We start from the raw sequence: 18,980 nt of genomic DNA, 5'->3' as shown, positions 1-18,980 counted from the left end.
ACACCACAAAGTCCACAGACTCAAATCCGAAACCCCTGATAGCTGTCAGCCCACTTGCGCTGCTCAGCCAACGCCACCTTCAACCGTCCAATCTGCTCCTTCACCCGCTCCGGCGCCGTCCCACCCCAGCCACTGCGCGCCGCAATCGCCGCCTCCAGGGTCAAGCAATCGCGCACCTGCGGCAGCAACCGCGCATCCACCTCAGCCAACATCGCTGGCGAGGCTTCCCACAACTCAATCTCATGCTTCTCACAGGCCTGCACCAAAGCGCCGGTGATCTCATGGGCTTCCTTGAACGGCACACCTCGGGTTGCCAACCAATCCGCCACCTCGGTCGCCAAGGTAAAGCCCATCGGCGCCTGCCGGCGCAGCTCGTCGACCTGCACCTTCATGGTCGCCACCATCCCGGCCATCGCCGGCAACACCAGCAGCAAGGTGTCCACGCTGTCCAACACGCTGTGCTTGTCTTCACTCAAGTCGCGGTTGTACGACAGCGGCAACGACTTGAGCGTCGACATCAACCCGGTCAAATTACCGATCAAACGCCCAGCCTTGCCCCGCGCCAATTCGGCAATGTCCGGGTTCTTTTTCTGCGGCATGATCGAGCTGCCGGTGGCGTAGGCATCGTCCAGCACCACCCAGCGAAACTGGCGCGACGACCACAGGCAAAATTCCTCCGACAGCCGCGAAATATTCACCCCGAGCATGCCCGCCACAAACAGGAACTCCGCCACATGGTCACGGCTGGCGACCGCGTCGATGGAGTTTTCGCACGGCCCGGTGTAGCCCATTTCCTTGGCCGAATACTCCGGCTGGCGCGCAATCGCCGAACCCGCCATCGCCGCCGCGCCCAAGGGCGACAACGCCGTGCGCGCATCCCAATCCACCAGGCGCTGCACATCGCGCAGCATCGACTGCGCATGGGCCAGCAAGTGGTGGGCGAACACAATCGGCTGCGCTTGCTGCAAATGGGTAAAGCCTGGGCAGATGCTCTCCACGTGCTGTTCAGCCTGCTCGACCAGCGCCTGCTGCAAACCCAACACCTGCGTGGTGATGGTGCGCGCATGGTCACGCAGGAACAGGCGCAGGTCGTTGGCCGTCTGGTCATTGCGTGAACGCCCGGCGCGCAACTTGCCGCCCAGGGCGCCCAGGCGCTCGGTCAATACGCGTTCGATAAAGGTGTGTACGTCTTCGTCATCCAGGGTCGGATGCAGGCGGCCGGCGGCGAAGTCATCACCGATACGGTCCAGCGCTTCCAGCGTGCGCAGGGTCTCCGACTCATCCAGCAAGCCGGCACGCTGCAATTCACGGGCGTGGGCACGCGAGCCGGCGAGATCGTAGGGCGTGAGGCGAAAATACTGCTCAGGGCAGCGGGATAGAGCGGCCAATGCCGCAGACGGACCGGTCTTGAAACGAGCGCCCCAAAGGCGGTCGGTAGGCTGGGACATGGGTGTTCCTCACGCTTGTTTTTAGAAAAGAGTCGGAGGCAGTAACACTAAAAATCATCGAGGTAGAACCAGCGTCTGACGCGCCGTATTCAAGGTTGCCAAGGGCGGATGTTTATGTTCATTATCGCCGCCTGGCTATATTCAAGGATTGGGTTCAAGCCTGTTGAATATGGCACTTGAGGTCAACGCGTATTATGGAAACCCCACTTTCCACTTCTGGAAACCTGCCACCCAAACCCGGCACAAGACCGCCGCTGCAACTGAGCGGGCTGGACTTCAAGTTGCTGCGGGTATTCATGGCCGTGGTCGAGGCCGGCGGTTTCAGTGCCGCGCAAAACGAGCTGAATGTGGGCCTGGCGGCCATCAGCAAACAGATTTCCGACCTCGAGATTCGCATCGGCATGCGCCTGTGCACGCGGGGCCGGGAAGGGTTCGGGCTGACCGAAGAAGGCAAGTTGGTGTATCAAGCGTCCATCGAGTTATTTACCTCGGTGGACAGTTTTCGCGACAAGCTTAGTTCGGCGCAAAATGAACTGATTGGCGACCTTAGTGTGGGCGTTATTGATAACACCGTCTCGGACGTTAATTCCCCGCTAATTGCCGCGCTTGGAAAACTGCACAGTGAATCGCCAAAAATTAGATTGCGCTTGCATGCCTCGCAACTGGACGAAATTGAACGCGGCGTCGTCGAAGGCCGGTTGATCGTCGGCATCGTCCCGGTGTACCAACGCCGCGAGGAATTCGACTATTTCCCCCTGTACGAAGAAAAGGCCCACGCCTACTGCGCCGTAGGACATCCCCTGTTCACCGCGAGCGACATCACCCCGCACGTGCTGCGCCAATACGAAGTGGTCAACCATCGCTACGCCATCCACCGCGACAAGCCCAACTTCGTCCACCACGACAGCCAGTCCGCCTCGGCTTCCCAGGTCGAAGCCGTCGCCATCCTGATCCTCACCGGCCGCTTTCTGGGCTTTCTGCCGCAACACTACGCCGCGCCGTTGATAAGGGAAGGGCGCCTGCGCGCACTGTGCCCTGAGCAGGTTCACCTGAACACCGCGTTCAACCTGATCCTTCGCCACAACGCGCCAAGAAGCCCGATGGTGAAAGCCTTCGCCACGGCGTTGGGCGTAGACCTGAAAGCCCCAATCTAAGCCCCACCCCAATTCAAATATGGGAGCTCTCGAGCCCCAGCGAGGCTGCGAAGGCATCGCCTTGGTTTCCTGTTGAACCCATAAACCCGCATCGAATCTGTAAGCGTCGTTAGCGTTTTCACCGAAAAAAGTGGATTCGTTAACAAATATAAGTGCGCATTAGCGTTTTCGTGAACACCAAATTAACGTTTTCGCCTACTATCCCCCAATCGTTATCGTTTTTTAGCGCTCGTTAGGGGATTCGACAATGCAAGTAGGTTTCAAGGTACTCGCGGACCGCTACCGTATCGCGCTTGCGCAGCCCCTACGCGTCGAATCGGTGATTGGCACTACCCGCATGAGCCACGAGAGCAATGGACGGGTTGAACGCAAGTATCCCGTCAGCTACCAACCGTCAGACGACTTTGCAGGGCATTTCGAGTTTGGCCTCAAGTACGAAGAAATCCACCTCGAATTCCTCGCGCGCCTGTTTGCCGCCGCTGGCCCTGAGCCAGTCGAAGTCTGGTGTCGGAAAACACCCTTTGGTCAATACGCCCGCCGTACCGGATTCCTGTACGAGTGGCTGACCGGAAGGCATCTTGATGTGCCCGATGTCGCCAATGGCGGCTATGTCGATGCTGTTTCGGCCCAGCATTACCTGACCCGCGTTGAGCCACTGCGGATACGGCGCTGGCGCATTAACGATAACCTTCCCGGTGTGCCAGCGTTCTGCCCTCTGGTCCGTCGTACTGAAGCCGTGCAAGAAGCGCTGCAGTTTGATCTCGGCGCGGCACTGCGCGAGCTGAACCAAACCTTTGGCCCCGATATCCTGATGCGTACGGCCAGTTGGCTGACGTTCAAAGAGTCGCGTGCCAGCTTTCTGATCGAGAGAGAAGCAGACAAAGCCGACAGGATCCAGCGGTTTGCCCACGTGATCGCCAAGTACTGTGGCCATATCGAGGATCCGTTGAGCAACGAAACCCTGCACAGGCTGCAAGCCGGCATCCTGGGTGAGGACGCGCTCGGGTTGGGCTTGCGCCGCTCGCCGGTCTTCGTGGGGCAGGCGACGATGCGCGAAGACATCGTGCACTACATTGCGCCGCCATTCGAGGGGCTGACGCAACTGCTCGACGGTTTGAAAGCATTCGAGTTGGCCACGCGGGGAGCCGAGCCGTTGGCGCGGGCAGCGGCAATCGCTTTCGCTTTTGTGTATATCCACCCCATGCGGGACGGCAATGGTCGGATCCATCGCTTTCTGATCAACGATACGTTGATCCGTGATAAGGCGGTGCCGGATGGCGTGATCCTGCCGGTATCCGCCACGATCACCAGTTCGCTTGATTTCCGGGCGCGTTATGATCGGACACTCGAAGTGTTTTCGCGGCCATTCATACAACGCTACGCCGCGTCCTATCGGTTTGGCGAACTTGCCGTCTACGAGGATGGCACCCGCAGCAACCTGGTCTTCGACGATTACGAGGACGCGCAATTCGCGTGGCGCTATCCCGACTTGACCGAGCACGTCCTGTATACGGCACAGGTTGTGGCGCATACGGTTCGTACAGAAATGGCCGATGAAGCGCGTGCGTTGATCATTTTTCAGCGCGCCCAGGAGCGGCTCAAGGAAGTGCTGGAAATGCCGGACCAGGACGCAAACCGCGTCATTCGCTCTCTCAAGGAAAATGGCTGGCAGGTATCGGTGAAATTGAAGAAAGCCTATCCGCAGCTGGACGCCGCTCCCTTGGCCGAACGGGTTGTGGAAGCAGTGCGATCTGCGTTTGAAGAACGAGAGTCGGATAGCGGCGACGAATGATCGGGCCCAGGCCCATTTGACGATTCAACCCAGCCTCACACCGATCAAATGTGGGAGCTGTCGAGCCCCAGCGAGGCTGCGAAGGGATCGACTCGGTGTTTCTCTGAACCTGCCATCCGCATCGATACATTTTCCACCTAGGCAGCAGGCTAACTGACTTGTATCGTCTACAGCCAACTCATAGGAGGGATGCCATGACTCAAACAAAAAACAGCACCCCAGCAGAAAACCCTTGGGACAGCTACTTCCTCAATGGCGAATCAGTTTCTGACGATTTATGTCTGAGGATGACCGATTGGATGATCTGGAATTAAGGCAGGTGATCCAGCAGCGGCTGAAGGCTATAGAAACGCTCGTAAGTCTCGAATTCGATATCGACTGGTACCGTTCGCAGAAGAGCCCAATTTTTTAAGAGTGGGCTTTATCAAAAGGCATTGAGGTAGCCTGGTTTAATCGCTCAACCCCAAGCACCCCATGCTAGTGCGCGACACTCAAGCCTGAATCGCTCAACGGTGGGAGCTCTCGAGCCCCAGCGAGGCAGCGATGGGATCGCCTCGGTGCTCCAGCCGATCCCTATGCCCCACATCACCGCTGCAACCGAGCCCGCCTTTTCTTCTTCGCATGAAAATGCCGAAAATGCGCATCCTGCGCCGCCGCCAGCAACTCCCGATCCCCGCGCGTATCGCCCCAGGCCCGGAGCCGATACTCCCCCAGGTCCCCATACACCGCCTCGAGCCGCAGCACCTTGTTCTCACAGCGGCAATTATTCCCCGTGAGCTTACCGGTCAACACCCCGTCCACCACTTCAAGCTCAGTTCCGATCAAGCGGATCCCGAGCCGATCGGCAAACGGCTGCAACACCAACGCCGGCGACGCCGAACACAGCGTCACCACCGCCCCCGAACCCAACTCCTGCTCCACCGACAACACGCCCGCCGGGCGCATCAACCGCGCCCAATTGCGCTGGCAATATTCCTCGGCCTTCTGCTGCACCCACGCCTTCTCCACCCCGGTCATAAAGGTGCGGATCAACTGCGCCTTCAACTCATCCCGGCTGATCTGCCGCACCAAAAAACGCAGCCCCGGCACCGCCAGCTTCACCATCCGGCCGTAAAACGCGCCAGTGCCAAAGGCAAACTTGAGGAAGGGCACGAAACTGTCGTGGTGGGTGAGGGTGCCGTCGAAGTCAAAGACGGAAAGTACTTTGGCGTCAACGGGGCCGGCTTCGAGCATGTCTGGGTTCACGGGTTGGCCTCGGTCCTATCTAGTATTTTTTGAATATGCATCAGGTGTGACAGCGGGAGTCTACTCCCGTGCCAATCTTCCGATCTTGGCGTAAAGCCCTTCGGTGAAAGCCACCCGATCACTCGACCGGTGACAACGCTGATGGCAATTGGGGCACAAGGCTACAGCATTGGTGATGCGATCCGAACCCTTCTGGGCCAGGTGCTTGACGTGATGTACTTCAAGAAATGGCAAACCGTCGACCTCGAACGGCGCGTTTGAACCGCAGCCTTCGCAGATGCCGTTGGCTTCTTTTAATACCCAGGCGCGTACTTTTGGATCGCGAACGAAAGCTGTGCTGAGAGTGGATACTCTCTGCGGTTGGGCAATGCCGTCCGGTAGTTTTGAGAAGGTTTGCTGCTGCAGTTTGGACGCGCGGCGGATAAGCGTTTGCTCATCGGCGGTTTGGGCGGCGTCTTCGGATTCGAATACGCCTTGTGCGGCGAGGGCGTGGCGGATGCGTTGTTCTACGCCGGGGCCTACGTTCTTGGCGGGCTTATAACCCTCGATGCGGTCCCAGCCCATACGGACCAGCACGGTGGAAATATTTTGCATGCGAAATTCAATGGAGCCCTTCGCACGGCCTGCCACCGGGCCTTCACGCAGAAGTCGGTTTTCGAGGGCTTTGTTGAAAGGTTGGCCGCTCTTTTCCCAGGCCCGCATCTTTAGGTAAGCCTCAACCGCCGCTGCCAGCTCCGCGTCGCTCCAGTCCGTTTTGTCTTTCGTAATGTCCATGCAGCCGCCGAGGATAGAAAACCCTCGGACGATACTGAGTGGTCGTTATTGCGTCTACGAAATTTCCTACGAGTCGGTCGGAGTCGGCGGTCTTCTTCGTCAGCAAATTCGCTGCTTGATTCGGAAAGGTTGCATGAGCTTACGCCACCACGGCGTTTTTGAGAGCCGTAGCCGATGGGTCCGGTTCACCAACAGGTAAGGCATATCCCGCAGCCTAATCCAGCCTTCGTCCTGCCAATGCAGCAAGTTCAAAGACATCTCCGGCCAATCCAGCATGCTCAACAACGGTCTCTCTACCGTTCGTGGCTGGCGCTCATCTCGCAATGTTGGAACCACTTCGTGAGTGAGCCAGCTGCGTAACAGGCGATTCTCCGGTGTGTAGTGATAGACCAGCAGCGCGTACGCGCCGGATTCGCTGATCATCAGCATTTCTTCCGGTTGACCGTGGAACAGCAGGGTTATCGTTCTTCGCTGGTCTTCATCGAGCTTTCGAGTTGTTCGTTCATCTAGATACCAGCCCATCAAGCGCCCAAGATCGCGGGCGCAGAACCAGGGTTGGTTTTCCAGAAGAAGAGTATGTAAATGGAGACTGTGACGAGTGAAGACGACGGCGATAAAAGGTTCAGATGCCGCTGCTTCTTGGGTCGACGGCGAGTTGAATAAATGGTGATTGGACATTCCCTATGACCTCTACGTGATTTTTGAAGGGCCAGACCCAACGTAGAGAGTACGGTTTTAAGAAACTCCAACCGACTAAAGCCTTATTGCAGCATTAATTCCGCATGACTGATGTCGAGCGGGATTTTTGCTGTGTGATTAAGGCTTGCTTCTACGTTGGGCGTTTCTTAGGCACCGGCGGATGAGCCTAAATAACATCGAAACTCGCATCAATCGTTCCATGGATGATCGTCTTGTGGGAAGGGTCCTATTCAATTCAGCGTGCATAAAAAAACCCTGAACAAGTCAGGGCTTTTTAGTGTTACTTGCCGTAGGAATTAATCCCAGCTCAACGCCCCACCCGTCTGATACTCAATCACCCGAGTCTCAAAGAAATTCTTCTCTTTCTTCAAATCCATGATCTCACTCATCCACGGGAACGGGTTAGTCGTCCCTGGATACTCTTCTTTAAGACCAATCTGCGACAACCGACGATTCGCGATGAACTTGAGGTAGTCCTCCATCATCGCCGCATTCATCCCCAGCACCCCACGCGGCATGGTATCGCGAGCATATTCAATCTCCAGCTGCGTCCCCTGCAGAATCATCTGGGTCGCTTCTTCCTTCATCTCGGCATCCCACAAATGCGGGTTTTCGATCTTGATCTGGTTGATCACATCAATCCCGAAGTTCAGGTGCATCGACTCATCGCGCAGGATGTACTGGAACTGCTCGGCCACGCCGGTCATTTTGTTGCGGCGGCCCATGGACAGGATCTGGGTGAAGCCGCAGTAGAAGAAGATGCCTTCCAGCACGCAGTAGTAGGCGACCAGGTTGCGCAGCAGTTCTTTGTCGGTGTCGACGGTGCCGGTTTCGAACTTCGGATCGGAGATCGAGCGGGTGTACTTCAGGCCCCAGGCGGCTTTTTTAGCGACCGACGGAATCTCGTGGTACATGTTGAAGATCTCGCCTTCATCCATGGCCAGGGATTCGATGCAGTACTGATAAGCGTGGGTGTGGATCGCTTCTTCGAAGGCCTGGCGCAGGATGTACTGGCGGCACTCCGGGTTGGTGATAAGGCGATACACGGCCAGCACCAGGTTGTTGGCGACCAGCGAGTCGGCGGTGGAGAAGAAGCCGAGGTTGCGCATGACGATGCGGCGTTCGTCGTCGGTCAGGCCTTCGGGGTCTTTCCACAGGGCGATGTCGGCGGTCATGTTGACCTCCTGCGGCATCCAGTGGTTGGCGCAGCCGTCGAGGTATTTCTGCCAGGCCCAGTCGTATTTGAAGGGTACGAGTTGGTTGAGGTCGGCGCGGCAGTTGATCATGCGCTTTTCGTCAACGGCAACGCGGGCGGAGGCGCCTTCGAGTTCGGCGAGGCCTTCGGCGACGTCGAGTTTGTCCAGCTCGGCCTTGGCGCGCGCGATGGCGGCGGAGTCACTGGCGGTGACGGCGCGCGCTTCGATGGCGGCAGCGGCGCCGGCTCCGTCGAGGCGGTCCATGTTGGCTTCGGTGGCGTGGCCGGCGTTGGCGCCTTTGGTGGCTACTTCGCCTTCTTCTTCTTTGTCGAATTCGTCCCAGCTCAGCATGACGTGTCGTCTCCTGCGTGAGGGCTCAAAGGTGCCCGTGTGAAACCGGATGGTTGGGTGTTCACACGGCCCCAGGGCCGCGGTGGATCTTAAGGAATCGTTTGTTGCAGCAGCTCGCGCAGGCAAATAAACGTAATGGGGTAACGGGTACTGCATGAGGCTTGAGGGGCGGAGCGGGTGGTGCAGGCTCCGGCGGGCCTCAGGTCTGGCTCTTCGTCCCTGTGTAAAGGGATATTGCAGGCCCGATTTACCCGCGCATTATAGGGAAAAATTCGGCTTTGTGTTGTGGCGGATGGTCACGGACCGGAGACAAAAAGGTGCTTTTTGAGCCGGAGTGAGAGTTTACGGGGTGTTGCTGCCGCAGGTTTTTTTAGCAACTGGCACACATGTCCAATCGTCGGCAAATTGCCATATGCCTTGCATAGGTTTCGACGTATCCCTACATTGCATATGTCAGGCATAGGTAGGAGTTGAATCATGCGCACAGTCTCAATTTTTAAAAACGGAAAGAATCAGGCTATTCGATTTCCAAACGACATGGCCTACGAGGGAGTCGGCGAGCTCGAAATCATCCGCAATGGAGATACGATCACATTGCGACCTGTCCGGCCTAGCTGGGGCTCGCTGAGTGAGTTGCCCAAGGCGGACGAAGATTTTCTTCAGGAGCGTCAGGACGTTGTTGGCGATGAAGGCAGGTTCAATCTGTGACGACATACATGCTGGATACCTGCATTTGCTCGTTCATCATGCGTGAGCGGCCCGAGTGTGTGCTTGAGCGACTGGCATCGGAGGTTGCGAGGAGCAATCGAATCGTGATTTCGGCTATTACTTATGCCGAGATGCGATATGGACAGAATGGGAAAAAGGCATCGCCTAAACACAAGACCTTAGTCGATGAGTTTGTGAAGCGACTCGATGAAGTGTTGCCGTGGGGCGTGGCGGCGGTGGACGCGACGGTTGAAGTAAAACGAAGCCTAACCGAGCAAGGGTCGATCATCGGCCAAAATGATACTGCGATTGCAGGGCATGCAATTGCTTCGGGGTGTACGTTGGTGACCAACAACATTCGGGAGTTCAGTCGCGTATCGGGGTTGTCTTACGAGGATTGGGTTCACTAACAGGAGCGAACGGTATGGCTGAAATCGCCTTCGCAGGCAAGCCAGCTCCCACATTTGAATGGCGGGGTGTCAGAAAGTGGTCGACAGGCCAGCTACCCAGTTTGATCCGCGTGGCGGTCGAGTGGGTTCTTGGCCGCAGGAACGATTTCCTGCGGCGACCAAGATCCGGGTTCAAGCTAAATAGCGAAGTTCTTACCCGTTAGAGCAACCATTGCCCATCACATGATAATTAAGAATATGACGCTGACCTTGCGAATCTTCATATTCCATCTTCACTGGTACAACTTCGCACACTTGCGGAATGTCACTCATGGACAGTACTTTGGCGACGTCTAGGTGGGTGCTGTAGGTGTAGTCCTCGACAATCGGCGCGTTGCGGTCGGCCAGTTCGGTCGGGGCCTCGTCGGCCAGGGCGGCGGTGGCGCACAGGCTGCTGAGGGCCAAAACGACTAAAACTTTCATTTCTCTATTTACCTTCTTTTAGGCGAAAGGGGTCACGGGGCCCTTGTGAGGCCACGTGTGTAACTTGAGTTGGGAAGTTCGGATTAACGTTGCCTTCGTGGGGGCTGTTACGGTGTTAATCACAGTGCCTTGGTGGCGGAGTTGATTTTAGGCGCCTGGGTTATATTCATATACCCGTGGTTTTGATAAACACTTTTGGCGGTTTTTGTAACAATCGGCCGATGAAGGTTTTTTCACCCGCCGGCAAAGCGCCACAGGCCGCGGGCCAGAGCGGTGTTCTGGCATGGCAGGGCAATTTGTAGGGTCTTGTTACTACCATCGTCGAATGGTTCTATAGGCCCACCCCGGCTACAACAGGGGCCATACAACAACAACTATTGTCACCGAGGTAAGAAAGATGAGTGCGGCTTCCCTGTACCCCGTCCGCCCCGAAGTAGCAGCCAACACGCTGACCGACGAGGCGACCTACAAGGCGATGTACCAGCAGTCGGTGGTCAACCCCGATGGTTTCTGGCGCGAGCAAGCCAAGCGTCTCGACTGGATCAAGCCTTTCACCACGGTGAAGCAGACCTCGTTCGACGATCACCATGTCGACATCAAGTGGTTCGCCGATGGCACCTTGAACGTTTCCTACAACTGCCTGGACCGTCACCTCGCCGAGCGTGGCGACCAGATAGCGATTATCTGGGAGGGCGATGACCCTGCCGAGAGCCGCAACATCACCTACCGCGAGCTGCATGAACAGGTCTGCAAGTTCGCCAACGCCCTGCGTGGCCAGGATGTGCACCGCGGCGACGTGGTGACTATCTATATGCCGATGATCCCCGAAGCCGTGGTCGCCATGCTGGCCTGTACCCGCATCGGTGCGATTCATTCGGTGGTGTTCGGTGGTTTCTCGCCGGAAGCCCTGGCCGGTCGCATCATCGACTGTAAGTCGAAGGTAGTGATCACTGCCGACGAAGGCATCCGCGCCGGTAAGAAGATTCCGCTCAAGGCCAACGTCGACGACGCGCTGACCAACCCGGAAACCAGCAGCATCCAGAAGGTCATCGTGTGCAAGCGCACCAATGGCCAGATCAAGTGGAACCAGCACCGCGACATCTGGTACGAAGACCTGATGAAAGTGGCGGGCACCGTGTGCGCGCCCAAAGAGATGGGCGCCGAAGAAGCGCTGTTCATCCTCTATACCTCCGGTTCCACCGGCAAGCCTAAAGGCGTGCAGCACACCACTGGCGGCTACCTGCTGTATGCCGCGCTGACCCATGAGCGTGTGTTCGACTACCGCCCGGGCGAGATCTACTGGTGCACCGCCGACGTCGGCTGGGTCACCGGCCACACTTATATCGTCTATGGCCCGCTGGCGAATGGCGCGACCACCCTGCTGTTCGAAGGCGTGCCGAACTACCCGGATATCACCCGGGTGGCGAAGATCGTCGACAAGCACAAGGTCAACGTCCTCTACACCGCGCCGACCGCGATCCGCGCGATGATGGCGTCGGGCACCGCCGCCTGCGAAGGCGCTGACGGCAGCAGCCTGCGCCTGCTGGGTTCGGTGGGCGAGCCGATCAACCCGGAAGCCTGGGATTGGTACTACAAGAACGTCGGCCAATCCCGTTGCCCGATTGTCGACACCTGGTGGCAGACCGAAACCGGCGGCAACATGATGAGCCCGCTGCCGGGCGCCCATGCGCTCAAGCCGGGTTCGGCGGCGCGGCCGTTCTTTGGCGTGGTGCCGGCGCTGGTGGACAACCTGGGCAACCTGATCGAAGGCGCGGCCGAAGGCAACCTGGTGATCCTCGATTCGTGGCCGGGCCAGGCGCGTACGCTGTTTGGCGACCATGACCGTTTTGTGGATACCTACTTTAAGACCTTCCGTGGCATGTACTTCACCGGTGACGGTGCACGGCGTGACGAAGACGGTTACTACTGGATCACCGGGCGCGTGGATGACGTGCTCAACGTGTCCGGCCACCGCATGGGCACCGCCGAGATCGAAAGCGCCATGGTCGCCCACCCGAAAGTCGCCGAGGCGGCGGTGGTGGGTGTACCGCACGACATCAAGGGGCAGGGCATTTATGTCTACGTCACTTTGATCGGCGGCGAAGAGCCCAGCGAACAACTGCGCCTGGAGTTGAAAAACTGGGTGCGTAAGGAGATCGGGCCGATTGCTTCGCCGGACGTGATCCAGTGGGCGCCGGGCTTGCCGAAGACGCGCTCGGGGAAAATCATGCGGCGCATTTTGCGCAAGATCGCCACGGCTGAGTACGACGGGCTGGGGGATATCTCCACCCTGGCCGATCCGGGTGTGGTGGCGCATCTGATTGAGACGCACAAGACCATGAACGTCGCGTAAGGCGGGGTAGGTGGGAAAAAGCCCTATTCGGCGTGAGCCGGGTGGGGCTTTTTTGCGGGATGTCGAAACCGGTGCAGATCAAAATGTGGGAGCTGGCTTGCCTGCGATGGCCAGAGATTTCTACACAATTTTCAGAGGCTGACAAATCTCCTTGTAGTGAGCGGGCTTGTCCCGCGCTGGGTGGCGAAGCCGCCCCAATAAAGACACCGCGCAGTTTCAGATAAACGCAATTCGCCTGGTTTGGGGCCGCTTCATCGCAGCCCGGCGCGGGACAAGCCCGCTCACTACAGAAATGTGTAGATACCTATGCTGCGATGGCGGTGTATCAGTCACAGACCGGCTGACTGACCCGCCGCTATCGCAGGCAAGCCAGCTCCCACAGATTTGGTTGCATTTCATGGCGAGCATCGGTGGAACAACCACCAGCCGAATAAATATCGGTTTCTCTCGCTGGAAGTTTCTGAACGTTACCGCCTTGGCCAAATGTGTAACCCCGCGCCCAAACATGAGGCAATGTGCTACGCCAACGCCGCTAAAAGCTACGTTTCAGACACTCCCGGAAATAAGATTAAACACCCCACTTGCCGTCCCAGAAGGCTTTGCGAATAATAGGCCCGCAATTTGCAGCATCTACAGGTTGAATGTCTTTTGTCTCTGCATAAAATCCAGAGGCTGTCAATGAGCTGGAACGGCTTTCTCGGTGCATCTGTAAATTGTTGTCGCATTGAGGAAATATCGGCTTCCGGCCTGTCGTTAGAATGCCGATCACTCGCTCGTCGTCTCCAGGCTTGATCTGGTGTGGGACGCAGCACTGCTATTCGGTTTCACCTTCGCCGCATCGTGGGCCATGGCTCATACTGCTGTTTTGCCCTATACCGATGGAGTCCCAAGATGAAGAAACTTGTGCTGTTGGGCGCCCTGGCGCTGTCCGTGCTGTCCATGCAGGCTTTTGCCGAAGGCAAGCCGCTGAAAATTGGTATCGAAGCAGCCTACCCTCCGTTTGCCTCGAAGGCGCCGGACGGCAGCATCGTCGGTTTTGACTACGATATCGGCAATGCGCTGTGCGAAGAGATGAAGGTCAAGTGCACCTGGGTCGAGCAGGAATTCGACGGCCTGATCCCGGCGCTCAAAGTGCGCAAGATCGATGCGATCCTGTCGTCCATGTCCATTACCGACGACCGCAAGAAGTCCGTGGACTTCACCAACCGCTACTACCTGACCCCGGCGCGCCTGGTGATGAAGGAAGGCACGACGGTCAGCGACAACCTGGATGAGTTGAAAGGCAAGAAAATCGGCGTGCAGCGCGGTTCGATCCATGACCGTTTCGCCAAGGAAGTCCTGGCCCCCAAAGGCGCCACCGTCGTGCCTTACAGCTCGCAGAACGAAATCTACCTGGACGTGGAAGCAGGTCGCCTCGACGGCACCGTGGCTGACGCCACCCTGCTGCAGGAAGGTTTCCTCGACACCCCGGCCGGCAAAGGCTACGCGTTCACCGGCCCGGCCTTCACCGACGCCAAGTACTTCGGCGACGGCATAGGCATCGCGGTACGCAAGGGCGACAAGGAAAACCTGGAGCGCATCAACGCGGCCATCGCGGCGATCCGTGCCAACGGCAAGTACAAAACGATCCAGGACAAGTACTTCAACTTCGACATTTACGGCGCTGACGCCAAGTAAACCGTCGCAGCTGTCTGTCCGAAATGGCGCAAGCAACAGAACACTCTGAAGTTTGCGCCATTTTTTCATCCCCCTTTTCGAGGACCTGAATCATGTTGAAAGGCTACGGGGCCGTCATCCTCGATGGCGCATGGTTGACGCTTCAGCTCGCCTTGTCGTCCATGGCCTTGGCCATTGTTCTGGGTCTGATCGGGGTCGCGTTGCGCCTGTCGCCGGTGCGCTGGCTGGCCTGGCTGGGTGACTTGTACTCCACGGTGATCCGCGGGATCCCCGACCTGGTGCTGATCCTGCTGATTTTCTACGGCGGTCAGGACCTGCTCAACCGCGTCGCGCCGATGCTTGGCTACGACGACTATATCGACTTGAACCCCTTGGCCGCCGGTATCGGCACCCTGGGTTTCATCTTTGGCGCCTACCTGTCGGAAACCTTCCGCGGCGCCTTCATGGCCATTCCCAAGGGCCAGGCCGAAGCCGGGCTGGCGTATGGCATGAGCGGGTTCCAGGTGTTTTTCCGGGTGATGGTGCCGCAGATGATTCGGCTGGCGATCCCCGGGTTCACCAATAACTGGTTGGTCCTCACCAAGGCCACCGCGCTGATTTCGGTGGTGGGCCTGCAAGACATGATGTTCAAGGCCAAGCAGGCGGCCGACGCCACCCGCGAGCCTTTTACCTTCTTCCTCGCAGTGGCGGCGATGTACCTGGTGATCACCAGCGTGTCGTTGCTGGCGCTGCGCTATCTTGAGAAGCGCTACTCGGTAGGCGTAAGGGCGGCTGATCTATGATCTTCGACTACAACGTCATCTGGGAGGCCATGCCGCTGTACCTCGGCGGTTTGCTGACCACTCTGAAACTGCTCGCCATCTCGTTGTTCTTCGGCCTGCTCGCCGCCTTGCCCCTGGGCTTGATGCGCGTGTCCAAGCAGCCGATCGTCAACGGCGTGGCCTGGCTTTACACCTACGTGATCCGCGGCACACCGATGCTGGTGCAGTTGTTCCTGATCTACTACGGCCTGGCGCAGTTCGAAACCGTCCGCGAAAGCGTCATGTGGCCGCTGCTGTCCAGCGCCACGTTTTGCGCGTGCCTGGCGTTTGCGATCAACACCAGCGCCTACACCGCCGAGATCATCGCCGGCAGCCTCAAGGCCACGCCCAATGGCGAGATCGAAGCGGCCAAGGCCATGGGCATGTCACGCTACAAACTGTACCGCCGCATTCTGCTGCCGTCGGCCCTGCGTCGCGCGCTGCCGCAGTACAGCAACGAAGTGATCATGATGCTGCAGACCACCAGCCTGGCCTCCATCGTCACCTTGATCGACATCACCGGTGCCGCGCGCACGGTGAATGCGCAGTTCTACCTGCCGTTTGAAGCCTATATCACCGCCGGCGCGTTCTACCTGTGCCTGACCTTCATCCTGGTACGCCTGTTCAAGTTGGCCGAGCGCCGCTGGCTGAGCTACCTGGCGCCAAGGAAGCACTGATATGCAACGTATCGATCACCTGCTGCCCTGGGGCCACCTGGGCTGCGAGCGCCAACTGAGCGTGTTCCGTTTCGGCAAGGGCGAGCGCAAGGCGTATATCCAGGCCAGCCTGCACGCCGATGAGTTACCCGGCATGCGCGCGGCGTGGGAGCTGAAAAAGCGCCTCGCCGTACTTGAAGCGCAAGGCGCCCTCAATGGCGTGATCGAGCTGGTGCCGGTGGCCAACCCGATGGGCCTGGGCCAGTTGCTGCAAGGCAGCCACCAGGGACGTTTCGAGGTGGGCAGCGGCAAGAACTTCAACCGCGATTTCGTTGAGCTGAGCGAGCCGGTCGCCGAGTTGCTCACAGGCAAGCTGGGCGATGATCCTCACGCCAACGTGCGCATGATTCGCCAGGCGATGAGCGATGTGCTCAGCGCATTGCCCGCGCCGAGCAGCCAGTTGCAAGGCATGCAGCGCATCTTGCTGAGCCACGCCTGCACGGCCGATATCGTGCTGGACCTGCACTGCGACGCCGAAGCCGCGCTGCACATGTACGCGTTGCCCCAGCACTGGCCGCAGTGGCGTTCGCTGTCGGCGCATTTGAATGTGAAAGTCGGCCTGCTGGCGGAAGACTCCGGCGGCAGCTCGTTCGATGAAGCCTGCTCCTTGCCGTGGCTGCGCCTGTCCCGGGCCTTCCCTGAGGCGCAGGTTCCGCTGGCCTGCCTGGCGACGACGCTGGAGTTGGGTGGCCAGGCCGACACCGGCCGTGACGAGGCCGTCTTCCACGCCGAAGGCATCCTGGCGTTCCTGGCCGAGCAAGGCCTGATCAAGGGTGAATGGCCTGCGCCCCAGCACGAGCCGTGTGAAGGTGTACCGTTTGAAGCCACCGAATTGCTGTTCGCGCCCCACGCCGGGGTGATCAGTTACCTGCGTAAGGCCGGTGACCGGGTCGAGAAGGGCGAGCCGATTTTTGAAGTGATTGACCCCCTGGAAGACCGCGTAAGCACCATCTGCGCGGGCACCTCGGGGGTGCTGTTTGCCGTTGAACGGCTACGTTATGCCCAAGCGGGTTTCTGGCTGGCCAAGGTGGCGGGGCGCGAAGCGCTGCGTCACGGGCGCTTGCTCAACGACTGACCACCTGTTTTTGTGAGAACCGACCGCATGTACAAGCTTGAAGTCCAAGACCTGCATAAACGCTATGGCAGTCATGAAGTGCTCAAAGGCGTATCCCTGGCCGCCGCGGCCGGGGATGTGATCAGCATCATCGGTTCCAGCGGTTCGGGCAAAAGCACCTTTTTGCGCTGCATCAACCTGCTGGAGCAGCCCCACGCCGGCAAGATCCTGCTCAACAACGAAGAGCTCAAGCTAGTGACCAACAAGGACGGTGCCATGAAGGCCGCCGACCCCAAGCAGTTGCAGCGCATGCGTTCGCGCCTGTCCATGGTGTTCCAGCATTTCAACCTGTGGTCGCACATGACCGCGTTGGAAAACGTGATGGAAGCCCCGGTGCACGTGCTGGGCATGCCGAAAAGAGAAGCCCGTGAAAAGGCTGAGCATTACCTGGCCAAGGTCGGCGTGGGCCATCGTAAGGATGCGTTCCCCGGCCACATGTCCGGTGGTGAGCAGCAGCGCGTGGCTATCGCCCGTGCCTTGGCGATGGAACCTGAGGTGATGCTGTTCGACGAGCCGACCTCGGCACTCGACCCGGAACTGGTCGGCGAAGTGCTCAAGGTGATGCAGGACCTGGCCCAGGAAGGCCGCACCATGGTGGTGGTGACCCACGAAATGGGCTTTGCCCGTGAAGTGTCGAACCAGTTGGTGTTTTTGCACAAAGGCATCGTCGAAGAGCGCGGCAACCCGCGTGAAGTGTTGGTGAACCCGCAGTCCGAGCGTTTGCAGCAGTTCTTGTCAGGCAGCCTGAAATAATCAGGACTGCTTTTGTGCACTGATATAGGGCATGCTTCACACGCTTAATGGCTAGCCACAATCCCCTGTGGGAGCTGGCTTGCCTGCGATAGCGCTGCATCAGCAGCAGATGTATTTACTGACCCACCGCTATCGCAGGCAAGCCAGCTCCCACAGTTGATCTCCATCTGTTTTGAGATTTGTGTGGGTTTACCGGCTAGCATTGGCCTTTGTCTTCATTACCGTTCCTCGCTTCGGATAGCACTCCATGACCGCCCACAAAATTGGTTTCCTGATTTGGCCCAGCACAAAAGCACTCACGCTTGCGCTGGCTGAGGAGGCCTTGCGCGTTGCCCAGCGGGTGCATCCGGATGTGGTCTACGAGTTGTCGTTCCTGCAAGCCGAGCCTGTGATTGAAGGTGCCTGGCAACTGCCCGGTGAACCGTGGGCGGGCAAACTCGAAGGTTTCCAGAAGCTGTTCCTGTTGGCGGACGAACCGCCGACCGTCATCGCTTCCCAATTGAGCGCCGCCCTCAAGCAGCTTGTGCGCGCAGGCTGTGTGATCGGCGGCTTGTCGGCCGGTGTGTATCCATTGGCCCAGCTCGGCCTGCTCGACGGCTACCGCGCCGCCGTGCACTGGCGCTGGCAGGACGATTTCGCCGAGCGTTTCCCCAAAGTCATCGCCACCAGCCACCTGTTCGACTGGGACCGTGACCGCCTCACCGCGTGTGGCGGCATGTCGGTGCTCGACCTGCTGCTGGCGGTGCTGGCCCGTGATCACGGCGCAGAGCTGGCCGGGGCAGTCTCCGAAGAGCTGGTGGTCGAACGCATCCGCGAAGGCGGTGAGCGCCAGCGTATCCCGCTGCAGAACCGCCTGGGTTCCAGCCATCCGAAGCTGACCCAGGCCGTGTTGCTGATGGAAGCCAATATCGAAGAGCCGCTGACCACCGACGAGATCGCCCAGCATGTGTGCGTGTCACGACGACAACTCGAACGCATTTTCAAGCAATACCTCAACCGCGTTCCCAGCCAGTACTACCTGGAGCTGCGCCTGAACAAGGCGCGCCAGATGCTTATGCAAACCAGCAAGTCGATCATCCAGATCGGCCTCTCGTGCGGCTTCTCCTCGGGGCCGCACTTCTCCAGTGCCTACCGCAACTTCTTTGGCGCCACGCCCCGTGAAGACCGCAACCAGCGCCGCAGCAGCAGCCCGTTCGAACTGTCTTCGGTGCCGTCCGAGCGCGGTTGAGCCTCTGGCCAGCCAGACCTGTTGCCGGGTTGGCGCGAAATTCCCGCGACACTGCCGCAAATCGCCGTCATCCGTTTAAACTGCGCCATTGCGACGCTAT

General features: G+C 58.7%; 17 protein-coding genes. 11 read left to right on the top strand and 6 right to left on the bottom strand.

From position 1 onward, the window contains the following. Nucleotides 1–20: 20 nt before the first annotated feature. Nucleotides 21–1,448, bottom strand: coding sequence for an argininosuccinate lyase (gene argH / locus KVG91_RS06390; RefSeq protein WP_169377846.1), 1,428 nt, complete (start codon nt 1,446–1,448; stop codon nt 21–23). Between the two features lie 194 nt (nt 1,449–1,642). Between argH and KVG91_RS06385 the strand changes: the two genes are divergently transcribed. Together KVG91_RS06385 and KVG91_RS06380 are read left to right on the top strand one after the other, a co-directional pair. Then, entirely contained in the window at nt 1,643–2,602 is a 960-nt protein-coding gene (locus KVG91_RS06385; protein ID WP_169377845.1) for a LysR family transcriptional regulator, read from the top strand. A gap of 247 nt (nt 2,603–2,849) precedes the next feature. Then, nucleotides 2,850–4,394 (top strand): Fic family protein, encoded by a 1,545-nt coding sequence (locus KVG91_RS06380; RefSeq protein WP_169377844.1) that lies wholly within the window; start codon nt 2,850–2,852, stop codon nt 4,392–4,394. 585 nt (nt 4,395–4,979) lie between these two features. Here the strand turns inward: KVG91_RS06380 and KVG91_RS06375 are convergent. From KVG91_RS06375 to KVG91_RS06360, 4 genes are all read right to left on the bottom strand, one after another. Beyond that, complete coding sequence (locus KVG91_RS06375; protein ID WP_124360550.1) at nt 4,980–5,627, bottom strand: HAD-IB family hydrolase; 648 nt, start codon at nt 5,625–5,627, stop codon at nt 4,980–4,982. A gap of 72 nt (nt 5,628–5,699) precedes the next feature. Next, entirely contained in the window at nt 5,700–6,413 is a 714-nt protein-coding gene (locus tag KVG91_RS06370; RefSeq protein WP_169377843.1) for an HNH endonuclease, read from the bottom strand. Nucleotides 6,414–6,512: 99 nt separating this feature from the next. Further along, the gene (locus KVG91_RS06365; RefSeq protein WP_169377842.1) at nt 6,513–7,091 is read right to left on the bottom strand and encodes a BRO-N domain-containing protein; all 579 of its coding nucleotides are present in this window, start codon (nt 7,089–7,091) and stop codon (nt 6,513–6,515) included. Nucleotides 7,092–7,408: 317 nt separating this feature from the next. Next, the gene (locus tag KVG91_RS06360) at nt 7,409–8,659 is read right to left on the bottom strand and encodes a ribonucleotide-diphosphate reductase subunit beta (RefSeq protein ID WP_217894879.1); all 1,251 of its coding nucleotides are present in this window, start codon (nt 8,657–8,659) and stop codon (nt 7,409–7,411) included. Nucleotides 8,660–9,136: 477 nt separating this feature from the next. Here KVG91_RS06360 and vapB point away from each other — a divergent pair, with 477 nt between their 5' ends. Together vapB and KVG91_RS06350 are read left to right on the top strand one after the other, a co-directional pair. Beyond that, nucleotides 9,137–9,367: a type II toxin-antitoxin system VapB family antitoxin gene (vapB, locus tag KVG91_RS06355; RefSeq protein ID WP_169375317.1), complete on the top strand. Its 231-nt coding sequence runs from the start codon at nt 9,137–9,139 to the stop codon at nt 9,365–9,367. Next, on the top strand, nt 9,364–9,777 hold the full coding sequence (locus KVG91_RS06350) for a type II toxin-antitoxin system VapC family toxin (RefSeq protein ID WP_169375318.1): 414 nt from the start codon (nt 9,364–9,366) through the stop codon (nt 9,775–9,777). The genes vapB and KVG91_RS06350 overlap by 4 nt, the downstream gene beginning before the upstream one ends. Nucleotides 9,778–9,969: 192 nt before the next feature. On the opposite strand, the gene KVG91_RS06345 is transcribed toward KVG91_RS06350, so the two are convergent. Beyond that, a complete protein-coding gene (locus KVG91_RS06345; protein WP_169375319.1) occupies nt 9,970–10,239 on the bottom strand; it encodes a DUF2790 domain-containing protein in 270 nt (89 codons plus the stop codon). 397 nt (nt 10,240–10,636) lie between these two features. Between KVG91_RS06345 and acs the strand changes: the two genes are divergently transcribed. From acs to KVG91_RS06310, 7 genes are all read left to right on the top strand, one after another. Then, nucleotides 10,637–12,592: an acetate--CoA ligase gene (gene acs, locus KVG91_RS06340; RefSeq protein WP_169375320.1), complete on the top strand. Its 1,956-nt coding sequence runs from the start codon at nt 10,637–10,639 to the stop codon at nt 12,590–12,592. Nucleotides 12,593–13,483: 891 nt separating this feature from the next. Beyond that, nucleotides 13,484–14,269: an ABC transporter substrate-binding protein gene (locus KVG91_RS06335; RefSeq protein WP_169377319.1), complete on the top strand. Its 786-nt coding sequence runs from the start codon at nt 13,484–13,486 to the stop codon at nt 14,267–14,269. A 92-nt stretch (nt 14,270–14,361) separates the two neighbouring features. Next, complete coding sequence (locus tag KVG91_RS06330; RefSeq protein WP_057723729.1) at nt 14,362–15,051, top strand: ABC transporter permease; 690 nt, start codon at nt 14,362–14,364, stop codon at nt 15,049–15,051. Then, nucleotides 15,048–15,746, top strand: a complete 699-nt coding sequence (locus KVG91_RS06325; protein ID WP_169377318.1) for an ABC transporter permease — start codon at nt 15,048–15,050, stop codon at nt 15,744–15,746. The genes KVG91_RS06330 and KVG91_RS06325 overlap by 4 nt, the downstream gene beginning before the upstream one ends. Before the next feature lies 1 nt (nt 15,747). Beyond that, nucleotides 15,748–16,860, top strand: coding sequence for a succinylglutamate desuccinylase/aspartoacylase family protein (locus KVG91_RS06320; RefSeq protein ID WP_169377317.1), 1,113 nt, complete (start codon nt 15,748–15,750; stop codon nt 16,858–16,860). 27 nt (nt 16,861–16,887) lie between these two features. After that, a complete protein-coding gene (locus KVG91_RS06315; RefSeq protein WP_169377316.1) occupies nt 16,888–17,652 on the top strand; it encodes an ABC transporter ATP-binding protein in 765 nt (254 codons plus the stop codon). Between the two features lie 247 nt (nt 17,653–17,899). Beyond that, nucleotides 17,900–18,880 carry a GlxA family transcriptional regulator gene (locus KVG91_RS06310; RefSeq protein WP_169377315.1) on the top strand — a complete coding sequence of 327 codons (981 nt, stop codon included), beginning with the start codon at nt 17,900–17,902 and terminating at the stop codon, nt 18,878–18,880. The last annotated feature ends 100 nt before the right edge of the window (nt 18,881–18,980 follow it).

Origin of the sequence: Pseudomonas azadiae, assembly GCF_019145355.1 — a bacterium.
GTDB classification, from domain to species: domain Bacteria; phylum Pseudomonadota; class Gammaproteobacteria; order Pseudomonadales; family Pseudomonadaceae; genus Aquipseudomonas; species Aquipseudomonas azadiae.
This window is presented reverse-complemented; position numbering and strand designations above follow the sequence as displayed.

Excerpts from the sequence above, each read along its gene's own strand:
- argH (WP_169377846.1), bottom strand. The coding sequence starts at position 1,448 with ATGTCCCAGCCTACCGACCGCCTTTGGGGCGCTCGTTTCAAGACCGGT.
- KVG91_RS06385 (WP_169377845.1), top strand. The coding sequence starts at position 1,643 with ATGGAAACCCCACTTTCCACTTCTGGAAACCTGCCACCCAAACCCGGC.
- KVG91_RS06380 (WP_169377844.1), top strand. The coding sequence starts at position 2,850 with ATGCAAGTAGGTTTCAAGGTACTCGCGGACCGCTACCGTATCGCGCTT.
- KVG91_RS06375 (WP_124360550.1), bottom strand. The coding sequence starts at position 5,627 with ATGCTCGAAGCCGGCCCCGTTGACGCCAAAGTACTTTCCGTCTTTGAC.
- KVG91_RS06370 (WP_169377843.1), bottom strand. The coding sequence starts at position 6,413 with ATGGACATTACGAAAGACAAAACGGACTGGAGCGACGCGGAGCTGGCA.
- KVG91_RS06365 (WP_169377842.1), bottom strand. The coding sequence starts at position 7,091 with ATGTCCAATCACCATTTATTCAACTCGCCGTCGACCCAAGAAGCAGCG.
- KVG91_RS06360 (WP_217894879.1), bottom strand. The coding sequence starts at position 8,659 with ATGCTGAGCTGGGACGAATTCGACAAAGAAGAAGAAGGCGAAGTAGCC.
- vapB (WP_169375317.1), top strand. The coding sequence starts at position 9,137 with ATGCGCACAGTCTCAATTTTTAAAAACGGAAAGAATCAGGCTATTCGA.
- KVG91_RS06345 (WP_169375319.1), bottom strand. The coding sequence starts at position 10,239 with ATGAAAGTTTTAGTCGTTTTGGCCCTCAGCAGCCTGTGCGCCACCGCC.
- acs (WP_169375320.1), top strand. The coding sequence starts at position 10,637 with ATGAGTGCGGCTTCCCTGTACCCCGTCCGCCCCGAAGTAGCAGCCAAC.
- KVG91_RS06335 (WP_169377319.1), top strand. The coding sequence starts at position 13,484 with ATGAAGAAACTTGTGCTGTTGGGCGCCCTGGCGCTGTCCGTGCTGTCC.
- KVG91_RS06330 (WP_057723729.1), top strand. The coding sequence starts at position 14,362 with ATGTTGAAAGGCTACGGGGCCGTCATCCTCGATGGCGCATGGTTGACG.
- KVG91_RS06325 (WP_169377318.1), top strand. The coding sequence starts at position 15,048 with ATGATCTTCGACTACAACGTCATCTGGGAGGCCATGCCGCTGTACCTC.
- KVG91_RS06320 (WP_169377317.1), top strand. The coding sequence starts at position 15,748 with ATGCAACGTATCGATCACCTGCTGCCCTGGGGCCACCTGGGCTGCGAG.
- KVG91_RS06315 (WP_169377316.1), top strand. The coding sequence starts at position 16,888 with ATGTACAAGCTTGAAGTCCAAGACCTGCATAAACGCTATGGCAGTCAT.
- KVG91_RS06310 (WP_169377315.1), top strand. The coding sequence starts at position 17,900 with ATGACCGCCCACAAAATTGGTTTCCTGATTTGGCCCAGCACAAAAGCA.